This is a genomic window from Amycolatopsis sp. NPDC004169, from assembly GCF_040610315.1.
Lineage (GTDB): Bacteria > Actinomycetota > Actinomycetes > Mycobacteriales > Pseudonocardiaceae > Amycolatopsis.
On sequence record NZ_JBEXMD010000017.1, the window covers coordinates 165,436 to 185,825 of the forward strand.

17 protein-coding genes are annotated in these 20,390 nt (G+C 74.1%); 9 read left to right on the forward strand and 8 right to left on the reverse strand.

Translation table 11 applies throughout. The annotated features are described in order from the left end of the window. Positions 1-235 precede the first annotated feature (235 nt). Positions 236-1,876: a helix-turn-helix domain-containing protein gene (locus ABZX11_RS23935; protein WP_254896655.1), complete on the reverse strand. Its 1,641-nt coding sequence runs from the start codon at positions 1,874-1,876 to the stop codon at positions 236-238. 88 nt (positions 1,877-1,964) lie between these two features. Beyond that, on the reverse strand, positions 1,965-5,540 hold the full coding sequence (locus ABZX11_RS23940) for a discoidin domain-containing protein (RefSeq protein ID WP_354916436.1): 3,576 nt from the start codon (positions 5,538-5,540) through the stop codon (positions 1,965-1,967). A 214-nt stretch (positions 5,541-5,754) separates the two neighbouring features. Here ABZX11_RS23940 and ABZX11_RS23945 point away from each other — a divergent pair, with 214 nt between their 5' ends. Beyond that, on the forward strand, positions 5,755-6,189 hold the full coding sequence (locus tag ABZX11_RS23945; RefSeq protein WP_176169805.1) for an SRPBCC family protein: 435 nt from the start codon (positions 5,755-5,757) through the stop codon (positions 6,187-6,189). 3 nt (positions 6,190-6,192) lie between these two features. Here the strand turns inward: ABZX11_RS23945 and ABZX11_RS23950 are convergent, their stop codons facing one another. Further along, positions 6,193-7,065: a MerR family transcriptional regulator gene (locus ABZX11_RS23950; protein WP_354916440.1), complete on the reverse strand. Its 873-nt coding sequence runs from the start codon at positions 7,063-7,065 to the stop codon at positions 6,193-6,195. A gap of 351 nt (positions 7,066-7,416) precedes the next feature. Between ABZX11_RS23950 and ABZX11_RS23955 the strand changes: the two genes are divergently transcribed. The 4 genes from ABZX11_RS23955 to glgC all read left to right on the forward strand — a co-directional run bounded on the left by ABZX11_RS23955 (position 7,417) and on the right by glgC (position 10,986). Beyond that, on the forward strand, positions 7,417-7,809 hold the full coding sequence (locus tag ABZX11_RS23955; RefSeq protein WP_176169806.1) for an STAS domain-containing protein: 393 nt from the start codon (positions 7,417-7,419) through the stop codon (positions 7,807-7,809). A 318-nt stretch (positions 7,810-8,127) separates the two neighbouring features. Next, positions 8,128-8,547, forward strand: a complete 420-nt coding sequence (locus ABZX11_RS23960) for a hypothetical protein (protein WP_354916444.1) — start codon at positions 8,128-8,130, stop codon at positions 8,545-8,547. Between the two features lie 70 nt (positions 8,548-8,617). After that, the gene (glgA, locus tag ABZX11_RS23965) at positions 8,618-9,772 is read left to right on the forward strand and encodes a glycogen synthase (RefSeq protein ID WP_176169807.1); all 1,155 of its coding nucleotides are present in this window, start codon (positions 8,618-8,620) and stop codon (positions 9,770-9,772) included. Continuing rightward, a complete protein-coding gene (gene glgC, locus ABZX11_RS23970) occupies positions 9,769-10,986 on the forward strand; it encodes a glucose-1-phosphate adenylyltransferase (protein WP_354916448.1) in 1,218 nt (405 codons plus the stop codon). The genes glgA and glgC overlap by 4 nt, the downstream gene beginning before the upstream one ends. A gap of 6 nt (positions 10,987-10,992) precedes the next feature. Here the strand turns inward: glgC and ABZX11_RS23975 are convergent, their stop codons facing one another. Further along, on the reverse strand, positions 10,993-11,124 hold the full coding sequence (locus ABZX11_RS23975; protein WP_303246938.1) for a hypothetical protein: 132 nt from the start codon (positions 11,122-11,124) through the stop codon (positions 10,993-10,995). 84 nt (positions 11,125-11,208) lie between these two features. Then, the gene (locus ABZX11_RS23980; RefSeq protein WP_354916451.1) at positions 11,209-11,358 is read right to left on the reverse strand and encodes a hypothetical protein; all 150 of its coding nucleotides are present in this window, start codon (positions 11,356-11,358) and stop codon (positions 11,209-11,211) included. 174 nt (positions 11,359-11,532) lie between these two features. On the opposite strand from ABZX11_RS23980, the gene ABZX11_RS23985 reads away from it, so the two are divergent. Beyond that, a complete protein-coding gene (locus tag ABZX11_RS23985; RefSeq protein ID WP_354916454.1) occupies positions 11,533-12,570 on the forward strand; it encodes an NADPH:quinone reductase in 1,038 nt (345 codons plus the stop codon). A gap of 156 nt (positions 12,571-12,726) precedes the next feature. Here ABZX11_RS23985 and ABZX11_RS23990 read toward each other — a convergent pair whose 3' ends face one another. Continuing rightward, entirely contained in the window at positions 12,727-15,465 is a 2,739-nt protein-coding gene (locus ABZX11_RS23990; protein WP_354916457.1) for a BTAD domain-containing putative transcriptional regulator, read from the reverse strand. 115 nt (positions 15,466-15,580) lie between these two features. Here ABZX11_RS23990 and ABZX11_RS23995 point away from each other — a divergent pair, with 115 nt between their 5' ends. Next, complete coding sequence (locus ABZX11_RS23995; RefSeq protein ID WP_176169811.1) at positions 15,581-16,048, forward strand: hypothetical protein; 468 nt, start codon at positions 15,581-15,583, stop codon at positions 16,046-16,048. A 2-nt stretch (positions 16,049-16,050) separates the two neighbouring features. Here the strand turns inward: ABZX11_RS23995 and ABZX11_RS24000 are convergent, their stop codons facing one another. Beyond that, positions 16,051-16,998 carry an alpha/beta hydrolase gene (locus tag ABZX11_RS24000; protein WP_354916461.1) on the reverse strand — a complete coding sequence of 316 codons (948 nt, stop codon included), beginning with the start codon at positions 16,996-16,998 and terminating at the stop codon, positions 16,051-16,053. 134 nt (positions 16,999-17,132) lie between these two features. Here ABZX11_RS24000 and ABZX11_RS24005 point away from each other — a divergent pair, with 134 nt between their 5' ends. After that, positions 17,133-18,155, forward strand: coding sequence for a helix-turn-helix domain-containing protein (locus ABZX11_RS24005; protein WP_354916464.1), 1,023 nt, complete (start codon positions 17,133-17,135; stop codon positions 18,153-18,155). 251 nt (positions 18,156-18,406) lie between these two features. On the opposite strand, the gene ABZX11_RS24010 is transcribed toward ABZX11_RS24005, so the two are convergent. Then, positions 18,407-19,372 carry a TIGR01777 family oxidoreductase gene (locus ABZX11_RS24010; protein WP_354916467.1) on the reverse strand — a complete coding sequence of 322 codons (966 nt, stop codon included), beginning with the start codon at positions 19,370-19,372 and terminating at the stop codon, positions 18,407-18,409. A gap of 449 nt (positions 19,373-19,821) precedes the next feature. Between ABZX11_RS24010 and ABZX11_RS24015 the strand changes: the two genes are divergently transcribed. Continuing rightward, positions 19,822-20,274: a hypothetical protein gene (locus ABZX11_RS24015; RefSeq protein ID WP_176169815.1), complete on the forward strand. Its 453-nt coding sequence runs from the start codon at positions 19,822-19,824 to the stop codon at positions 20,272-20,274. Positions 20,275-20,390: the final 116 nt, after the last annotated feature.

Below are 20,390 nucleotides of genomic sequence, written 5' to 3' on the forward strand. Positions count from 1 at the left end.
GACGGCGTGACGCACGGCCGGCTCCCTTCGTTCGACGCGGCAGGCGAGTTCCGGGGAAGAGTGGTGACGACCGCCTCCGCCGCCAACGCAATTTCCGCGTGCGCAAAGGGTCGACACGCGTGATCGGAGAGTCGACACGCGTGGTCAGGAGGTCGACACGCCGGCCGGCCCCGGGCGCTGCCGTGTCGTCCCCGCAATCACGCGTGTCGGCCCGGCAATCACGCGTGTCGGGGCCTCAGGTGGGTGGTGGGGCCACGACGCGGAGCTGGAGCATGGCCGCGAACCTCGCCTCCGGGTCCGTCATGTCGAAGCCGCCCACCTCGGCGAGGCGGCGGAGGCGGTAGCGGAACGTGTTGGGGTGGACGTGGACCGCGGCCGAGGCGGCGATGACGTCACCGAAGGCGTCGAGCCAGGCTCGGAGGGTCTCGACGAGGTGGGCCTGGTGCTGGGCGTCGTAGGCGAGCAGGCGGGCCACCACGCCGGTCGGGCGGTCCCCTCGCGCGGCGACCAGGTCCTGCAGCTCCAGCAGCAGGGCCTCGACGTGGACGTCGGCCAGCAGCGCGACCCGGCGGCCGGCGCCGCTGCCCGCGCGCAGCACGCGCAACGCCCGGTCCGCGCTGCCGCGGGCTTCCGGCAGGTCGGCCGCGCTGCGCGCCACCGGGCCGATGCCGACCACCGCCCGGACGCGGTCGCCGACCCGGTCCAGGAAGTCGCGGGCGATCCGGAGGGCGCGCTGCTCGGCGTCGGTGTCCCGGGTCACCGGCACCAGGCCGTACGCCGTGTCGCCCACGAGCGCCGCCGCGCACCGGGGGTGGACCGCGCTCAGGTGCATCGCCAGCCCGTCGCTGAGCCGCTGCCGGTCGGCGGCGAGCTCCGCGTCGGCCGCGCCGGTCCCGACCACCGCGAGCGCCAGCACGACGACCGGCTGGTCGGCCAGGCCGAGCCGGCTCAGCGCCTCGCGCGCGGCGGCCCCGCCTTCGAGCGCGGTGCTCAGCAGGTCCGCGCGCAGCCGCCGCTCGACGTCGGCGCCGGCCCGGATGCGCAGCAGGTGCAACGCCACCAGGCTGGCCGCGTCGCGCAGGGCCCGCGTCCGGTCCGGCGTGAGCGGCTGGGTCACCGCGGCCCAGATCGAGCCGAGGATCTCGTCACCCGCCCGGACCGCGACGGCGACCCGCGGCACCATGAACCCGTCGGGGCTTTCCGGCGGGCGGTCGACGTACACCGGCTGGTCGCTGCGGTACAGCTCGGTGAACACCCCGCGCTCGGCCAGCATCCGGGCGAACCGCTCGGGCACCTGACGGCCCAGGATGGTCTCGACGCGCGACGGGTCGGCTTCGTCCTGCCGTCCGGAGAACGCGAGCACGCGCGAGCGCCGGTCTTCGATGGTGACGGGCGCGTCGATCAGCGCGGCGATCGCGTTGGCCACCGCGAACAGGTCGCCCGACGGCAGCCCGGCGAGGGTCTCCGGCTGCGCGTCGCCGACGTCGCCCTCGGCCAGCAGCGACCGCAGCATCGCGGCGAGCTGCGCCCAGGACGCGCCCCGGGCCAGCCCCAGCACCGCGACACCGGTCTCCTCGACGGCGGCGGCGATGGCCGGGGTCACCGTGACCGGGGCGCGCAGGACGAGCCCGGCGGCGTCGTGGCGGGCCAGCGTCCGCAGCTGCCGGACGATCTCGTCCGGTTCGGCGAGGCCGACGCCCAGTACCAGGGCGTTCTGCGGCAGCGCGGGTTCGTCCAGCGGATCGTGGATGGCGACGCCACCGATGCCGCCCTGGCGTTCGCCGTCGCCGAGCACGAGGTCCAGCAGCGTGCCGCCCAGGTCGTCGAGGACGCGGCCGAGGCCGGCGCGCGGGCGCAGGTTCACGGAAACGAGCACCTCCCGAAGCTAGGCGGGACGTGACCAGCGTAGTTCGTCGCGGCCGACGAATTCAGCTCCCGCGTTGGTCGCGGGCGACGAATTCCCGCTAGATCAGCTTCGCGGCCACGTTGTACGCCTCCACCAGCAGTTTCGCGTGGGGCACCCGCCGCCGCGGCTCGACGCGGACCGTACGGCTTTCGCCCGGCAGCAGCCAGAAGTAGTTGTCGCCGTAGCGGGTCGGCAGCACCCGGTCGGTGCCGTTCTTCTCCCGCAGCGACAACCGGATCATCGCCGCCACCGTCCGCCCGTCGTTGCGGACCGTCGCGGTGTAGGCGTCGCCGTCGGGACGCAGCGACGTCGTCAGGCGCGCGCCCGGGAGCTGGTTGAGGGCCCGCATCGCCGTGTCCGTCCGGTACCGCCAGTACGTGTTCTCCGACAGGACCGTGCCACGGCCGTCCGTCAAGGTCAGCCGGAGCAGGTGCAGGTCCGGCAGGCCGCCGGCGAACGGGACCGTGAACGCGGCCGCGGCCGCATCCGGGGCGACGTCGAGCTGCTGCTGCACCGGCGCGCCGAGTGACGCGCCTTCCAGCGAGAACAGGCGCGCGGTCGCGGTCACGCCGGTCAGCGCGCCCGGCGTGTGGTTGACCACCCGCACCTGCCACGTCGTCAGGTCGGCCTGGACGTGCCGGGCCTCGCAGCCCTTGCGCGCACCGTAGTAGCTGCCGTTGACGTCGAGGTCGTAGTCGTAGGTCTGCCACACCGTGCTGTGCCACGCCGGGTGCGACATCCACAGCAGCACGCCGGTGGCGTCGGACCACAGTTTCGCGTTCCACGCCTCGAAGATCGCGCGCATGCTCTCGTAGTTGACGAACTGCGCCTTGCGGCAGAACTCGGCCAGGCTCGTCGACGGCGCCAGCCGGGCGTCGATCGCCGCCAGGTAGCTCTGCGGGGACTGGTTGCCGTTGGTGGACCAGTCGTGCAGGAACCACGGTGCCCCGATCGGCCAGCCGGGGTCACCGGCGCCGACCAGGTTGCGCATGCTTTCGACGACCGAGACCGTCGGCAGGCCGATCTCGCTCCAGAACCCGTACTTGCCGCCGGTCGCCTCGCCGGTGAAGTACCGCTTCGGGTCCTGCCAGTAGTAGGGACCGTCGCCGGTGATCACGCCACCCGCCGAGTTGCCCTGGTAGAGCAGGTCGGTGTTGGAGTGGACGATCTCGCGCAGCGCGTTGTCGATCACCGCCGGCGGGGTGCCCTCGTTGCAGCCGAACCAGACGGTCGCGCAGGCGTGGTGGCGGTAGCGCAGCACGGTGTCCTGCGCCTGGGCCAGGAAGACGTCGTGGTTGGCCGGGTCGGTCGACCAGCCGTCCCAGAACTCGTTCCACAGCAGGATGCCGTACTTGTCGCAGGCGTCGAACAGCTCCGGCCGGTACGACGAGCCGACCCAGTTGCGGATCAGCGTGAAGTTCATGTCCCGGTGCATCGCGACGACGGCGTCGGCGCGCTCGGCCGGCATCCGGCGCAGCAGCTCGTCCCAGCCCCAGCTGCCGCCGCGGGCGAAGATCTTGACGCCGTTCACCAGGAACGTGAGCGGCTTCGGGCTGTTGTCGACCGACGCGGCGTCGGTCCAGGTGTCGCCGTCCTGCGACACCTGGATCTTGAACGTCGCCGCGTAGGCGGTCTCCCAGGTCAGCACGACGCGGTCGAACGCCGTCGGGGCGCCGAGGTCGACCTGCAGCCACTGGTTGTCGCTGTACTCGGAAGTCCAGCGCGTGTTCGGGTCGCCGTCGAAGGCTCGCTCGGGCGGGTTGCCGTCGGCCACCGACTGCGACGCCGACGGTTTGCCCTGGGCCAGGTCGGGGCCGGAGCCGTTCAGCACGGCCATCGTCCAGAGCGAGAAGCCCCAGCTGGTGGCGCGCCGGAGCCCTTGCATGCGGACGAACCGGGCGTTCTGCGGCCCGAGCTCGACGGTCTGGGTGGCCCGGCTGTCGGCGATGACGATCGGCAGGTCGTAGCGGTAGCCGATCTCGCGCAGGCCGATCCGGACCGTCCGGCGGTCGCTCGTGGCCGCGCCGATCGCCGCGGTCAGCGTCAGGTCGTACAGGTCCGGGTCGCCGTAGCCGTTGGGCCACCACAGCTTCGCGTTCTCGACCCGCTGCTGGGGGAACCCGACGTCGGTGGTCTGCCCGGCCGGGACGGTGACCGTGCTCGACACGTTCACCGGGCCGAACGCGGCGGTGACCTTGACGCGCTGGGCGGTGGGGGCCGCGTTGCGGACCGGGACGGTCAGCGTCACCAAGGCGGTCTTCCCGTCCGGCACCTTCGTGTCGACGCGGACGTCGCCGAGCACGGCGGCGCCGGTGGAGCGCAGGCGGACGTGGTCCCAGAGACCGGACGCGCGGTCGCGCACCGCGGGCATCCAGTCCCAGCCGGAGACGGCGAGGTAGGTCGGCGAGTTGTCGAACATCGTGCCGCCCGCGTCGACCCAGGAACTGCCGTTCGCCCCCTTGTCGCCGGGGCTGCCGGGCCGCGGCATGGGTGAGATCTTCACGGCCAGTACCTGGTCCCCGGTGCGGCGGAGCGCGGCGGTGACGTCGTGGACGCCGCGGCCGAACGGGTGGCTCTGCGTGGCGATCTCGGCCCCGTTGAGCCAGATCCGCGCCTCGTGGTTGACGCCGTCGAACTCCAGCCAGACGTGCCGCCCCGGCGAGGTGTCCAGGCCGCGCGGGAGCGCGAAGCGGCGGCGGTACCACCACGCGTGGCGGGAGAGCGCTTCCGGGACGTGCAGGTTGTTCATCCCGGACACCGGGTCGGGCAGCTGTCCCTGCTCGACGAGCGAGGCCAGCACGGTGCCGGGGACGGTCGCCGGGAGCCAGCCGCGGGTGTCCACAGTGGTCCCCGAGAGGGCCGTGCCGTCGCCGGTGGGCGCCCAGTCGTCCATGGTGAGCACCCAGCCGGATTCGAGCGGCACGGTGCCGTCGGCCGCCACGGCGAGTGCGGGCGGGTCGTCGTGCGGGCGCACCGGGAAGCTGGTCCAGCCGCGGACGGCGGGGCGGGCTTCCCGGCTGGTGCCGAAGACCTGGAAGCCGTTGAGGCCCAGCGGGTTGCCCGTCGAGCGGCGGCTCGCGGTGAAGCGGACCCAGCGCGCCGTGACGGCCACCGGGATGGTGACGACACCGCCGGTGCCGGCGTCGGTGTGGTGCACCGTGCGCCAGGCCTTGCCGTCGCCGGAGACGTCGAGGTCGAACGCCGTCGCGTAGCTGGACTGGACCTCGAAGCCGCTGGTGCGGGAGCGGGAGGCGCCGGCGTCGAAGGCCGGGTCGCCGGGCCGGGCTTCGAAGGTCAGCAGGACCGATTCGATGGCGCAAGAAGCCTGCAGGTCCACGACGATCCACTGGCCGTCGCCCTGGGCGGCCCGCCAGCCGGAGCCGCGGACGCCGACCTCGGCGAGCCCGTCGACGGCGAACTCGGCCGGGGTGGCGGCGTAGTCGGTCGAGGAGACCTGGACCGGCCGGAACAGGGCGAGATCGCTCCGGCGGCTCTCGGGCGCGGCCGGCGCGGCCGCCGCCGTCCCGGGCAGGACGGCCGCGAGGCCGAACCCGGCGAGCAGCCCGGTCCCCGCGGTCAGGACGTGCCGCCGGGACACCGCGGCCACCTCCGCGCGCTCGTTCTCCTCCGCCATGCGGACTCCGTTCTTCGGGCGGCAACCGGGACCTGGCGCGGCGGGGCGCCGTGGGGGTGACAACGTTGCCAGGAAGCTTCCGCCGCGACCGGCGACAGGGTCAAGAAGACAAGGAGGACAAGAATTCGGAAGATTGACATCGATGTCTCACCGTGCTCCGGTGAGCGGCGCACCCTAGAATTGCAACGCAGTTGCAGCGATTCGGGAGGCGAACATGGTGCAGGTCGAGCGGACGGTCACGGTGGGCACACCGATCGGGGCGGTGGCGGAGTACCTGGCCGACTTCGCGCACACGGAGGACTGGGACCCGGGCACGATCTCGTGCACCCGCACCGATCCGGGGCCGATCACGGTGGGCGCCCAGTGGCACAACGTGTCGGAGTTCCGCGGCCGGAAGACGGAACTGGACTACCGGCTGACCCGCCGCGAGCCGGGGAAGGTGACGTTCGTCGGCGAGAACAAGACGGCCACCTCGACCGACGACTTCACGCTCTCGGCCGGCCCGGACGGCACGACGGTCCGCTACCGCGCGACGATCGAGTTCCACGGCCTGGCGAAGCTGGCCGGCCCGCTGCTGAAGCGCGAGTTCGAGCGGCTGGGCGACGAGGTGGTGCCGGAGCTGAAGCGGGTGCTGGGCGAGCTGAACTGAGCCTCAGGCCTGGGCGTGCGCCACGGCCAGCTCCATCGCCGACGCCAGGTCGTTCACCCACCGGAAGCCCCGGTCCCCCAGGTGCGCCCAGCCCGGTCCGGCCGTGCCGACCTCGCGGCCCAGTGCCCGGATCCGCGCCGCCAGCAGGTCGTCGGCCGTGGTCGGCGCCATCGACCACAGCACCACCAGCACCGGGTCGAGGCGGGCGGCCAGGTCCGCGACCGTCTCCGCCGGGACCAGCTGGCCCAGGTACGCCACCGGGACCGCCGCCTCGGCCAGGGTGGCCCGCAGCGCCTCGATCGGCAGCGAGTGCCGCTCCGCCGGGCAGCACGCCAGCAGCACCGGGCGGCCCGGGACGGCCTCCGGGAACCGGCGGCTGAAGCGCTCGAAGGCCAGCGAGATCTCCGACGTCAGCGCCCACTCCGACGCGAAGCACGTGTCACCGCGCTGCCAGCGGTCGCCAAGACCGCGCAGAACCGGCGCCAGCACGTCGGTCCAGGCCGCCGCCGGGCCCAGGGTGCCCAGTGTCTCGTCCAGCAGGCCGGCCACGGAGGCGTACCGCAGCTCTTCGGCGGCGTCGGTGAGCTCGCGGGCGCGCCGCGACGCCGGCACCTCGAGCCCGGCCGAGGCGCGGTCGAAGGCCGCCTCGGCGGCCTCCCGCACCGGCATCCCGCGCGCGACGAGCCGCTGCATGTGCTGCAGGCGGCGCACGTCGGCGTCGGAGTAGCGGCGGTGGCGGCCGGCACCGGCGGGCGGGCCGATCCCGTACCGCGCGCTCCAGCTGCGCAGTGTCACCGGCGACACCCCGAGCAGCTCCGCCACCTTGCCGGGCGCCCAGGCACCGGCGACGGACGGCGTGTCCTTGTCGGGTTCCACCTTGCCCCTTCGCCTCGCGGACGCGAATTGTCGAAGTCTAGCGAGGAGAGGCGGCCGCACGGGCGCGGACACGGGGCCGCGGCGGGGACGCGGCGGCCGGGCGATGGCCTGCCGCGTCCCCTCCGGCGCCGCCCGGCGCCGGTGATCCGGCCCGCGTCAGCCGGATCCGGCCGGCCGCGCGGCGTGGCAACCGCCGCGGCCGGCGACGGGCGCGGAACCCGTACCCGGATGACGTTATACCGCTGCGCAACGGTTGTGCATCGGATTCGCTCGGATGTCGCAGCCGCGGTGTGGATGATCTTGCGCCGTGGCGGGTACCCCGCGGGTGGGCGCCCGAGGAGGAGAGAACCGATGACCGACCACCCGACCGTCGGCCCGGCCGTCACGACGGACGACGGGGTCGTGACCGTCCGCTGCGCGGGCGAACTGGACCTGCACCACGCACAAGCCCTGCGGGACTCCCTGCTGGGCCCCATCCGCGCCGGCGCCCGCGGCGTCATCGCGGACCTCACCGACACGAGCTTCTGCGATTCGACCGTCTTCAGCGTGCTGGTCGAGGCCTACCGGGAGGCCGCCGCCCGGAACGTGCCGTACGCCATCGCCGCCGGCGAGACCGCGGTGACGCGGCCGCTGCAGCTGCTCGGCCTGGACCGGCTGCTTCCGCTGCACCCCGAGCCCGGCACCGCCCGCGCGGCCGTCTCGGGCCGGGCCTCGGCCGGCTGCGGCGACGCCGGTCGGGCGTGACCGTCCGTCCACGGCAGCCGTGGCGTGATCACCCCGTCAGCCTTGGTCCGCCTGCTCCGCCTTCGTTAGGCGCCGAGGCCCGGCTGGTCGCCGAGTTCTGGGACGAGCACCTGTCCGGGTCGTGGATTTCGATCCAGGACCGGGCGGGCCTCGGCGGCAGCCCGCAAGCCGGCGTGACGCTCGACCCGGACGTTCACCATCACCGCGGCCGTCTGGAGCCGGAACGGCGGCGCCCCGCACGAGCGGTTCCGCGGGCTCGACTCCGGGAGCGGCGACCTGGCCGCGGGCGAGACGCGGACGTTCACCGAAACCGGCACCGTGCCCCCGGGCGCCACCACCCACGGCGGCTTCCACCACGCCTGCGACTTCGGGATCGACCCCGGCCCGCTGGACGGGCGGCCCGAGGTCGACGTCTTCGCCCGCGTGCCCGCCCCGCCGGGCACCACCGCCGGCGTGCTCTACCACGACGACGACGCCGACTACACGGTCGACGCGGGCGGGGCGATCACCGGCACCGCGGTCGAGCCGGTCGACCGGGTGGACGGCTCGGTCGCCGCGACGGCCGTGTCCGACGCGCAGGGGCACGTGGCGTTCGGGACCGTCCCGGCCGGCTCGTACCGCGTGCGCGTCGACGGCTGGGAGGAAGTCGACAGCGGGGCCGTCTCCGTCGGCACGTGCTGGTACTGCGGTGAGGAGTGGGCCCGGGCCACCGCTCTCCCGGTGATCACCGGGCCGTGACGGAGAACTCGCGGAATTCCCCTGTCCGCCAGACTGCGCCGCAGGCCGTCGAGGCCATAGGGTTCGCATCATGAAGGTCGGCCTGCTCACCCGCGAATACCCGCCGGAGGTCTACGGCGGCGCCGGGGTCCACGTGGAGTTCCTCGCCCGGGAGTTGCGATCGCTGGTCGATCTCGACGTGCACTGCTGGGGTGCCGACCGCGCGGACGCCACCGGGCACACGGATCCCCACGGGTACCGCCAGCCCGCGTTCACCACCATGGACATCGCCGTCTCGATGGCGAACGCGCTCGACGGCCACGACCTCGCGCACAGCCACACCTGGTACGCGAACCTCGCCGGGCACCTGGCGAAGATGACACACGGCATCCCGCACGTCGTGACCGCGCACTCGCTGGAGCCGCTGCGGCCGTGGAAGGCCGAGCAGCTCGGCGGCGGCTACCGCGTGTCGTCGTGGATCGAGCGCGAGGCGTACGAGGCCGCGGACGCGATCATCGCCGTCAGCGGCGGGATGCGCCGGGATGTCCTGGCCGCCTACCCCGACGTGCCGCCCGAGCGCGTGCACGTGATCCACAACGGTATCGACACCACGCTGTACCGGCCGGACCCGGGCACCGAGGCCCTGGTCAAGCACGGCATCGACCCGGACCGGCCGTACGTGCTGTTCGTCGGCCGGATCACCCGGCAGAAGGGCGTCCCGCACCTCGTGCGGGCCGGCGCTTCGCTCGACCCCGGCGTCCAGCTGGTGCTGTGCGCGGGCGGCGCCGACACCCCCGAGCTCGACGCCGAGTTCCGCGGGCTGGTCGCCGAGCTGGAGAAGACCCGCACCGGCGTGCGCTGGATCCCGGAGATGCTCCCGCGCGACGAGGTCGTGCAGCTGCTCACCCACGCCGCGGTGTTCGCCTGCCCGTCGGTCTACGAGCCGCTCGGCATCGTGAACCTCGAGGCGATGGCGTGCGGCACCCCGGTGGTGGCCAGCGACGTCGGCGGGATCCCCGAGGTCGTCGACGACGGCCGGACCGGGCTGCTGGTGCACTACGACGAGCAGGACCCGCAGGGGTTCGAGGCGGGTCTGGCCGCCGCGCTGAACGAAGTGGTCGGCGCCGGGGACCGTGCCGCCGCGATGGGCACCGCCGGCCGCGAACGTGCGGTCGGCGAGTTCGGCTGGAAGGCGATCGCCGAGCGGACGGTCGCCCTCTACGAGGCGTGCGGGAGGTCGCTGTGAACAGCGAATGCCATGTCCTGGGCATCGTGCTCGCGGGCGGGGAGGGCAAGCGCCTGATGCCGCTGACGGCGGACCGGGCGAAACCGGCGGTGCCCTTCGGCGGCACGCACCGGCTGATCGACTTCGTGCTCTCCAACCTCGTGCACGGCGGCATCCGGCGGCTGTGCGTGCTGACGCAGTACAAGTCGCACTCGCTCGACCGGCACATCTCGACGACCTGGCGGCTGTCCTCGCTGACCGGCGAGTACGTGACGCCGGTGCCCGCGCAGCAGCGGCTGGGCCCGCGCTGGTACCAGGGCAGCGCCGACGCCATCCACCAGAGCCTCAACCTGGTCCACGACGAGAACCCCGAGTACATCGCGGTGTTCGGCGCGGACAACATCTACCGGATGGACCCCCGGCAGATGCTGGAGGCGCACGTCGCCTCCGGGGCGGGGGTCACCGTCGCCGGCATCCGCGTCCCGCGGAAGGAGGCGAGCTCGTTCGGGGTCATCCGGACCACCGACGGGCTGCTGATCGACGCGTTCATGGAGAAGCCCGCGGACCCGCCGGGCCTGCCGGACTCGCCCGAAGAGGCGTACGTGTCGATGGGCAACTACATCTTCACCACCAAGGTGATGCTGGAAGCGCTCTACGCCGACGCCGAAAACGCCGCTTCGCACCACGACATGGGGCGGGACATCATCCCGGCGCTGGTCGAATCGGGTGAGGCGGCGGTCTACGACTTCAACACCAATGTCGTACCCGGCGAAACCGAACGCGACCACGGTTACTGGCGCGACGTCGGTACCATCGACAGCTACTACGACGCGCACACGGACCTGATTTCGACGCACCCCATCTTCAACCTCTACAACCGGCGGTGGCCGATCCTGGCCCACCCCGGCCAGCGGGCGGCGGCGAAGTTCGTCGAGGGCGGCTCGGCGAACCAGTCGATCGTGAGCAACGGCTGCATCATCTCCGGGGCCCAGGTCGTCGACTCGGTGCTCTCCCCCGACGTCATCGTCGAGCAGGGCGCGGTGGTGCAGGGCTCGGTCCTGCTCGACGGGGCCCGGGTCGGCCGCGGCGCGGTGGTGCGGCGGGCCATCCTGGACAAGAACGTCGTGGTCCCGGCCGGGGCGCACATCGGCGTCGACCTGGCCCGCGACCGCGGGCACTACCACGTCAGCGAGGGCGGCATCGTCGTGCTGGGCAAGGGGGAACGGGCGATCTGAGCCCGGTCAGGGGCGGGTGGCGGCCGAGATCCGCTCGACGACCTGCCGGGGGTCGATCCCCCAGCGCTCGGCGAGCTCGGAGATCGACGCTCCCGCCGCGTACTCGGCGGCGATCAGGCGGTCGACGACGCCGGCCACGGCTCACTCCTCGGCCACGGGTGCTCGGGCACCGGAGATGCTACAGGTTCGTCGCGGACGTCGAACGACGTGCTGCACGTTCGCTCACCGACCGCTTTTGTCCGGCTCCCGCGGCGGATTCGGCGTATTCGCCTTGGCGCGCGTCGCGCTGAACACGGCGTCGAAGATCGGCGTCGGCTCGACATCATCCCGCTTCGGCCGCTCTTCCCCCGGGTTGCGCTTTTCCTCTCCCACGCGCCCAGTTTCTGCGACGACCGCCGATTGCGCCGGGGCCGACCCCGAAAATCGCCCGCCCGGGGGATCACCCGCGCCCGAATTTCTTGCTTTCCGGGACCGAAAAACGATTTCCCGTTGCGCATTTCCGCTGCTGCCGGGAATATCCCGCGCCGCACGCGGATTGCACCGGACATGAAAGCTGTCGTCTACCGCCGCCACGGCGGACCCGAGGTGCTGGAGCTGTCGGAGCGGGCCGTCGCGGACCCCGGGCCGGGTGAGGTGCGGGTGCGGATCGTGGTGTCCGCGGTCAACCCCACGGACTGGAAAGCACGCAGCGGTCTCCGCGCCGAGCCGGGAGCCGAGGTCCCGGAGACGGTACCCAACCAGGACGGCGCGGGCGTCGTCGACGCGGTCGGCCCCGACGTGACCGGGTTCAAACCGGGCGACCGGGTGTGGACGGTCATCGCCGCCGCGTACCGGCCGGAGTCCGGCACCGCGCAGGAGTACACCGTGCTGCCGGTCTCGAAGCTGGTCAAGCTGCCCGAAGGCGCCGGCTTGGACGACGGCGCCGGGCTCGGCATCCCGGCGCTGACCGCGCACCGCGCGCTCACCGTCGCCGAGGACGGGCCGTCCCGCCTCTCCCCCGGCGCGCTGGCCGGCCGCACGGTCCTGGTCAGCGGCGGCGCCGGCGCGGTCGGCAACGCGGCCATCCAGCTCGCCCGCTGGGCCGGGGCGACGGTGATCGCCACGGTCAGCAGCGACGAGAAGGAAGCACTGGCCCGTGCGGCGGGCGCCGACCACGTGCTGCGGTACCCGGACCCCGCGCTGGGCGAGCGGATCCGCGCGATCGCCCCGGACGGGGTCGACCTGGTGGTCGAGGTCGCGATGGGGGTCAACGCCCAGCTGCACACGGAGGTTCTGCGCCCCCGCGGCACGGTCGCCACCTACGGCGACGACCGCGGTACCGGGACGGTGACGCTGGACTTCGGCGCGAACCTGTTCCTCAACGCCCGCTACCAGTTCCTGGTGCTGTACACGGTGGGCGAGGACAAGCTCCGCGCGGGCGCCGAGGACATCACCGCGGCACTGGCGGACGGCGCGCTGGGGGTCGGCGAAGAGCGCGGGGTGCCGATCCACCGGTTCCCGCTGGAGGAGACGGCGAAGGCCCACGCGGCGTCGGAGGACGGGATCACCGGGAAGGTGCTGATCGACGTGGGTCCGGCGGACTGAGTCCGGTCGGGTGGGCCTGCGCAGGCCCACCCGAGCCCGGCCGGTCGGACCGAGCGCTCCGGCCGCTGCCGTACTTGCGCCCGCGTGGCCTGGCTGTCCGACCACCGCCGCACGAGCGAGCCCGACCGGCATTCCTGTCTCCGACCGGAATGCCGGTCAGGACAGCGCGGCTTCCGCCCAGCCGATCTCCTCCTGCACCGCACGTCCCGCCCGCAGGTTCCGGTCCGCCTCCGCCTGCCGCCCCAGCGCGGCCTCGGCCGCGCCCAGCCCCAGCAACGCCCGCGCCTCCTGGGCCCGGTAGCCGATCCGGCGTGCCGTCGTCAGGGCCACGCCGTACGCCGACACGGCCGCACACGGGTCGCCCGTCGCGTGGGCGGAGGCGCCCAGGCTGTTGGCCGCCATCGTGAGCAGCAGCGGGTGGTTCAACCGGGCGAGGATCGCGCAGGCCCGTTCCGCGTGCGCGTGGGCCTCCGCCGGGCGGCCGTCGGCCAGCAGGACTTCGGCCGCGTCGATCCGGCTCCACGCCTCCCCGAACGCGTAGTCCGCCTCGACCGCCGCGCACACCGCCGTCTCCGCCGTCGCCCTGGCCTCCGCGAGGCGGCCGAGCCGTGCCTGCACCAGGCCCAGCTGCGCGCTCGCCAGGATCGCCCCGTGCGCATCACCGAGTTCCTCGCGGATCGCCCGGGCCCGCGCCGCCGACGTGAGTGCCTCTTCGTACCGGCCGAGCACCTCCTGGGCGTTGCTGAGGTTGCCCCAGGCCGTGCACGCGACGTCGTGGCTGCCCGTTTCGCCGGCCAGCACCAGCGCCTGGCGGTACAGCCGGACCGCGTCGGCGTAGCGGCCCAGCATGCCGTGCACCGCGCCCATCCGGGCGAGCGCGGCCGCTTCCGCCGCACGGTCGCCGGAGGCGCGGACCAGCCTCAGCCGCTCCGCCGTCGTCTCCACCGCCTCGGCCAGCCGCCCGGTCTCCCAGTGCGCGGTCGTCAGGTTGGCCAGGCCGAGCTGCCGGGCGTGCGGGTCACCCAGCCGGTCCGCGGCCCGGGCGCCCGCGCGAGCCAGCGCGGTCAGCTCGTCGCGGTGGCCCTGCTCCCGCAACGCGGCCACCGCGCGGTCGGCGATGCGCCAGGCGTGCTCGTCGTGACCTTCCAGCGTGGTGACGGCGATCAGGTTGGCCCGCTCGGCGGCGAAGGAGTACTCGCCGTCGCGGTAGTGGTCCAGCAGCCGGGTCAGCGCCGCCTCGGTCTCACCCGGCTCCGCCACCGCCCGCGCGTGCTCGGCGATCAGGTCGTGGAAGCCGTAGCGGTCCGGGGCGGGCTGCCGGAGCAGGTGCGCGTCGAGCAGGTCTTCGAGCAGCCGCTCGGTCTCCGTGAGTCCCGTGCCGGCCGACGCGGCCGCCGCGGCGGCCGTGAAGTCGCCGCCCGGGTGGCAGCCCAGCGCACGGAACATCCGCCGCTGCGGTGGCGTGAGGTCGCGGTAGGACAGCGCGAAGGCCGCCGCGACGTCCCGGCCGCCCGCGCGCAGCTCCCCCAGCCGGCGCCGTTCGGAGCCCAGCCGCGTCCCCAGGTCTTCCACCGTCCACAGTGGACGGGCTGACAGCCGGGCGGCGGCGATCCGCAGGGCCAGCGGCAGGTACCCGCACAGCCGCGCGACCGCGGCACCCGGCCGTCCCCCGGCGGCCGCGGCGAAGAGGGCTTCGGCTTCCGGCGGTGGCAGGACGTCGAGGGACAGGGCGAGCGCGCCGTCCACCGCGGCGAGCCGGCGACGACCGGTCACCAGCACCCCGGTGCCCGCGCCGCCCGGCAGCAGCGGCACCACCTGGCTCGCCGAGCGGGCGTTGTCCAGCACGACGAGCAGCCGCCGCCCGGCCACCCGTGAGCGCCACAGCGCGGCGCGCTCGTCGAGCCCGTCCGGCTGGCGGCTCGCCGGCACGCCGGTCTGCATCAACAGGGCGGCCAGCGCGGCTCCGGCCGGCAGCGGGTCGCGGCCCGGCGTGTGGCCGTGCAGGTCCACGAACAGCTGCCCGTCCGGGAAGTCCCGGGCGGCCAGGTGCGCGACGCGGACCGCGAAGGCCGTCTTCCCGACCCCGGCCATCCCGTCGACCACCACCGGCCGCCCGGTGCGCAACGCCGTCACGGCCGCCGCGATGTCGGCCGCGCGGCCGGTGAAGTCCGGGACGTCGTAGGGCAGGAAGCACCGGCCCGGCGCGGGTTCGTCGTGCAGCAGCTGCTCGTAGGACGCCCGCAGCGACGCGCCCGGCGCGATCCCGAGCTCGTCGGCCAGGCGCCGCTTCGCGCGCTGGTAGACGTCGATGGCATCGGCCTGCCGTCCCGCGCGGTGCAGTGCTCGCATGAGCAGCCCGACCAGGCCTTCGCGCAGCGGGTGCTCGGCGACCAGCGCGGTCAGCTCGGCGACGGCGTCGCCGTCCCCGGCGTCGACCTCCGCGGCCAGGCACTGCTCCAGTACGGCCAGCCGGCGCTCCCCCAGCCGCCCGGCGTCCGGGCGCAGCGCGGCGCTGTCCACGCCGGCGAGCGCCGGACCCCGCCAGCAGGCCAGTGCCGCCCGGTACTCGCCGCGGGCGGCGAGGTCCTCGAACCTGTCGAGGTCGAACTCGCCCGGCCGCAGCGCGAAACCGGGGCCTTCGGCGGTGAGGACGTCCTCACCGGCACCGGCCGCGACGAGCGTGCGGCGCAGCGCGGTGGTGAGGTTGCGGACCTGGCGGACCGCGGTCGCCGGCGGCTCGCCGTCCCACACGACGTCGACCAGCCGCGACACCGGCACCACCCGGCCGGCGCCGAGCAGCAACGCGGCCAGGATGCGTTCCTGGCGCGGCCCGGACGGCGCGATCGGCCGCCCGGCGCCGAGCACTCGCACCGGACCCAGGACGCGGAACTCCATCACTCACCCCGCGGCCGAGGTTAGCCACCCGCCCGGCGGCGCCGGTGCGGAAGTGATGCAGCTGTGATGCACCGCCCGGGCAGCGTCGGGGGCCGGAACGACGGAGGGACAGCAGATGCGCAAGTGGGGTTACGCGGCGCTGGGCACGGCACTGGTGGCGACGGTGCTCGGCCCGCCGGCCGCGGCGGCAGGCGACCAGGCGGGCGAGCAGTGCCGGCGGGCGTTCGACCACGCCGTCTGGGAGGACATGGACAGCTACAACAAGCGCGACGCCGCCCGCTACCGCGCGATCATCCACCGCGACATGGTCACCGTGGGCCGCCGGGGCAACCTGTACATCGGGTACGACGCGAACGTGAACCCGGTCCTGGAGCAGTTCAAGGTGCCCTACGAGTATTCGATGCCGTGGACGGTGACGCACACCGTCGTCGAGGACTGCAAGATGGGGTTCGCGATCCTCGACGCGCACTACCTCGAGCCGTCGCACGGCATCGACCGGCACTACACGATCAGCCTGACGCTGGTGCGGGAGCACGCCCGGTGGCAGGTCGTGAAGGACACGGTCACCGAGGTCGTGCCCTGACCTCAGCCGAGTCCCCGCCGCAGCGCGTCCAGCTCGTCGGCGAACATCCGGCGGGAGACCTCCGCCGTCTCGACCATGCTCGAGCCGTGGAAGGTGCCCGGGTAGAGGCGCAGTTCGACGGGGACGCCGGCGTGGGCGAGGCGCTGCGCGTAGGCGATGCCTTCGTCGCGGAGCGGATCGAACTGGCAGGTCGTCACGAAGGCGGGCGGCAGCCCGGCGAGGTCGGTGGCCCGCGCCGGGGCGGCGTACGGCGAGACGTCGGGGCCGCCCGGTTCGGTGCCGAGGTAGCTGGTCCAGCTGTGGATGGCGTTCGGCCGGTGCCAGACCGGCGTGTCGGTGTAGTCGCGCATCGACGGGGTGTCGAGGCGGTCGTCGAGTTCGGGGATGCCGAGGTACTGGAAGCACAGCCGCGGGCCGCCGCGGTCACGGGCCAGCAGCGCGACCGCGGCGGCGAGGCCACCGCCGGCGCTTTCGCCGGCCACGCCCAGGCGCGCGGGATCGATGCCGAGCTCGTCCGCCTTGGCGGCCACCCAGGTCAGGGCGGCGTAGCAGTCCTCGACGGGCGCCGGGAACGGGTGCTCGGGGGCGAGCCGGTAGTCGACCGAGGCGACCACGATGCCGAGCTCGTCGGCCAGGCGCAGGACGTGCGCGTCGAAGGTGTCGAGATCGCCCATGACGAACCCGCCACCGTGGATGTAGAGCAGCCCGGGCACGGCGGCGGTCCGGTTCGCGGGGGTGTAGACGCGGACCGGGACATCGGGGGCGTCGGAGGGCCCGGGCACGGCGATGGTGCGGACTTCGACCGGGTTGGCGGGTTCGTGGGCGGGGAGGATCCGGCCGAGCTGCGAGATCGAGGAGCGCGCGGCCAGGAGGGAGTCGTGGTCGGTGAGGGTGACGGCCGGGAGCATGTCCAGCCAGGGCAGCAGCTCGGGATCGATCGCGTAGGTCATGCCCCCGATCATCGGCCGGGAGGAGGGAGGGAGGCCACCGCCAGGCGGCGGGCGTTGACGGGAGGAAACCAGCCACCCGGCGGCGGGGCGGCCGGTGCTCGCCTCGAGGCTGTCGGCGCGCCTATCGTGGCGGGATGAAAGGCCTGCTGCTGCGGCTGTCCGGGCTCGACGCCGACGCCGAGAACGCCGTGCGGGTGATCGGCTTCTTCGACCGCCTGATCACCGGCCGCGCCGGGCTGGACGTCCTGGTGCGCAGCACCGCGGATCTGGCCGGCTGTGCCGTCGGGGTGCACGCTCCCGGGCAAGGCTTGTCGCTGCGGGCCGCGCCGGGCGGTGCCGTGCTCACCCCGGCCGCCGCGCCGGTCGGGGCGGCCACGCGGACGCTCGAAGCCGGCGTGGTCGTCTGGGTGGCGCGGGACGGCGCGCCCGTTCCCCTCGACGACATGCTGCTCGAACGGTTCGCCATCGCCGCGGCGATCCTGCTGGAGCACTCCGGGGTGCCGCGGCCGGAGCTCGGGGATCCGGCGCTGGTCGAGCTGGTGCTGTCGGCGGACACCGGCACCGCCGAACGGTCCCGCGCCCTGCACCTGCTCGGCTTCGGCCCGGCGACCCGGCTGCGCGTGCTCGCGGGCACCGGGGTCGACGCGCTCGCGGGCCGGTCCGCGCGGCTGGGCGGGGTGCGGGCGGTCCTGCTGCCGGGCGAGGTCGCGTCGCTGCCGGAGGGTGCCCGCGTGGGCGTCGGCCCGGACGGACCGGCCATCGACGTCGCCCGTTCGTGGGCGGCCGCCCGGACGGCGCTGCGCTTCACCTCGGCGGCCGAGCCGGTGGTGTGGTGGGAACGGCTCGGCGCACTGGGTGCGCTCGCGGACAAGCTGACGCCGCCGGAACTCGCGGAACTGGCCGACGTCCGCGCGCTCGACCGCCTGGCGGCCGAACCCCACGGCGCGGACACGGTGGCGGCGCTGGACGCGTTGTGCGCAACGGGCTCGGCCCGCAAAGCGGCTGCGGCCCTGCACCGCCACCACAGCACGATGCCGGCCCGGCTGGCCCGCGCGGAGTCGGTGCTGGGCTTCGAGGTCGACTCGCCGGCCGGCCGCTTCCGCCTCCACCTGGCCCTGACGCTCCGGCGGCTGCGGGACAACGCCGACCTCGGCTGACCGTCCCGAGTGGACTCGGCCGGCGCGACCACCGGCCGCGCCTTCCGCGGCCTCGGGCCGAGCCCCGCGGACGGTTGCGGCGAGCGGCACACGCACGTGGATGGACGACACGCGCACCCAACCGGACGACACTCGTACCCGGGCCGTCGGCTTGCGTACCCGGATGGTCGGCTCGCGCACCCGGACGGTCGGCTCGCGTACCGGAAGGGTCGGGTTGCGTACCTGGGCGGTCGGCTTGGCGCGGGCCGCGGTCAGGTGGTTGTCTTCGCGGGCCGGCGGGATCGTCGGACCAGGTCCTCGGCCGCGGGCGGCCAGGTCGGGTACTCGAACTCGAAACCCGCCTCCGTCAACCTGCCCGGGGTCACCCGGCGGCTCTTCAGCAGGAGCTCCGTGTCGCTGCGGAGCAGGAACGCCCCGATCTCCGCCATCCACTTCGTCGCCGGCAGGCCGACCGGGACCCCCGCCGCCGCACGGAGGGTGCGGAGGAAGTCGGCGTACGGCAGTGGTTCCGGGGCGGCCAGGTTCACCGGGCCGCTCAGTTCGCCCTCGATCAGGAAGCCGATCGCCCGGACCAGGTCGTCCTCGTGGATCCACGACAGGTACTGGCCGCCGCCCGCCACCGGACCTCCCAGGCCCAGGCGGGTCAGGCGCAGCAGCATCGCCAGCGCCCCGCCCGGCTCCGGGCTCATCACCATCGCCGTGCGCAGGGCCACTTTGCGCGTCCCCGGCGTGGCCGCCACACGCTGCTCGCGCTCCCACGCCTTCGCGATGTCGACGCTGTACGACCAGTACGCCGGCACGTCCGGCTCGTCGCCGCCCAGGATGCCCGTCTCTTCGTCGTTCGGTGCGTCCAGCCGGTGCGCGTAGATCGTCGCGGTGCTCATCTGCAGCCACACCGACGGTGGCCGGGCCGCGCGGGCGATCGCGCCGCCGACCACCCGGGCCGAATCGACGCGGGAGTTCAGCATTTCGCGCAGGTTCGCCGCGGTGTACCGGCAGTTCACCGACCGGCCGGCCAGGTTGAGCACGACGTCGCCGCCGTCGAGCTCGGCCGTCCACGGGCCCGCGCTGCGGCCGTCCCACCGGACGTGGCGCACCCCCGGCTCCGGCCGCGCCTCCCGCCGCGTCAGCACCACGACCTCGTGCCCCTGCCCCGCCAGCGCGCGGCTCAGCACCCGGCCCAGGTGCCCGGTCCCACCCGGAATCACGATCTTCATGCCACCCTCCCGATCCCGCCCCGGTTCCACCGTACCGGAAGAGTTGAACGCGTTCAAATATGACTCAACACGCGGCGAATTGTCACGCAAAGTAGTAGCCGGCCGAGCGCCTGCAGCGCTCCACCGGAGCCACTGGCCAAGACCGCGAGCAGGCCGCGGAAGATCACGGGAGGGTCTCCGCCATTCGGCCGAACGGGTCATGAAAACCGCAGGTCACGGTCCCGCATCGGAACTCGCCCGGCGTGGAACAACCTCGCCGTGGCTCGATTGCGCGCGCGTAACAGGTTGGACCGAAAAGAGCAAGGGACCTCCGGCCTTCGCAGTCGGGCCGGTCGCCCGGGGAGAAGATCGCCGCGGAATTCGCACACTCTTCGTGACGGTCCTCACGGACCAGCCGGACCGCGACCGGGCACCGGCCTTCCCGATGAAACAGCTTCCAGGAGAACCTCATGCGCAAGATCAGCAAGCGGTCCGCGATCGTCCTCGGCGCCGTCGGGGCGGTGGCCGTCGCCGGTGTCGCCTACGCGGCCTGGACGAGCACCGGCTCCGGCACCGGCTCGGTCTCCTCGACCACGTCGGTCAACTCGACGATCACGCCGGCGGGCTCGGGCAGTGCGCTCTACCCGGGCGGCGGCACCGACTTCACCGTGACCGTCAACAACCCGAACGACTACCCCGTCGTGGTCACCGGGATCAGCGCCGGCACCTCGAACGCGGTCGGCAGCTGCGCCGCCGGCACCGTCACGAGCCCCGCGCCCGCGGACACGACCGGCACCATCGCCGCCGGTGGCTCCAAGACCTACACCCTGCACGCGACCATGAGCGCCGGCGCCACCGACGCCTGCAAGAGCGTGACCTTCGTCCTGCCGCTCACCGCCACCCTCGCCTCGAACGCCTCCTGACCCGCCGGCGGGGGGGGGGGGGGGGGCCCCCCCCCCCCCCGGCCCCCCCCCCCCCGCGGGGGGGGGGGGGGGGGGGGGGGGGGGCGCCCGGCGCCCCCGCGGCCGGGCGGGGTGGG

Coding starts and splice junctions, on each gene's coding strand:
- ABZX11_RS23940 (WP_354916436.1), bottom strand. CDS start 5,540: ATGGCGGAGGAGAACGAGCGCGCGGAGGTGGCCGCGGTGTCCCGGCGG.
- ABZX11_RS23945 (WP_176169805.1), top strand. CDS start 5,755: ATGGTGCAGGTCGAGCGGACGGTCACGGTGGGCACACCGATCGGGGCG.
- ABZX11_RS23955 (WP_176169806.1), top strand. CDS start 7,417: ATGACCGACCACCCGACCGTCGGCCCGGCCGTCACGACGGACGACGGG.
- glgA (WP_176169807.1), top strand. CDS start 8,618: ATGAAGGTCGGCCTGCTCACCCGCGAATACCCGCCGGAGGTCTACGGC.
- ABZX11_RS23985 (WP_354916454.1), top strand. CDS start 11,533: ATGAAAGCTGTCGTCTACCGCCGCCACGGCGGACCCGAGGTGCTGGAG.
- ABZX11_RS23990 (WP_354916457.1), bottom strand. CDS start 15,465: ATGGAGTTCCGCGTCCTGGGTCCGGTGCGAGTGCTCGGCGCCGGGCGG.
- ABZX11_RS23995 (WP_176169811.1), top strand. CDS start 15,581: ATGCGCAAGTGGGGTTACGCGGCGCTGGGCACGGCACTGGTGGCGACG.
- ABZX11_RS24000 (WP_354916461.1), bottom strand. CDS start 16,998: ATGACCTACGCGATCGATCCCGAGCTGCTGCCCTGGCTGGACATGCTC.
- ABZX11_RS24005 (WP_354916464.1), top strand. CDS start 17,133: ATGAAAGGCCTGCTGCTGCGGCTGTCCGGGCTCGACGCCGACGCCGAG.
- ABZX11_RS24010 (WP_354916467.1), bottom strand. CDS start 19,372: ATGAAGATCGTGATTCCGGGTGGGACCGGGCACCTGGGCCGGGTGCTG.
- ABZX11_RS24015 (WP_176169815.1), top strand. CDS start 19,822: ATGCGCAAGATCAGCAAGCGGTCCGCGATCGTCCTCGGCGCCGTCGGG.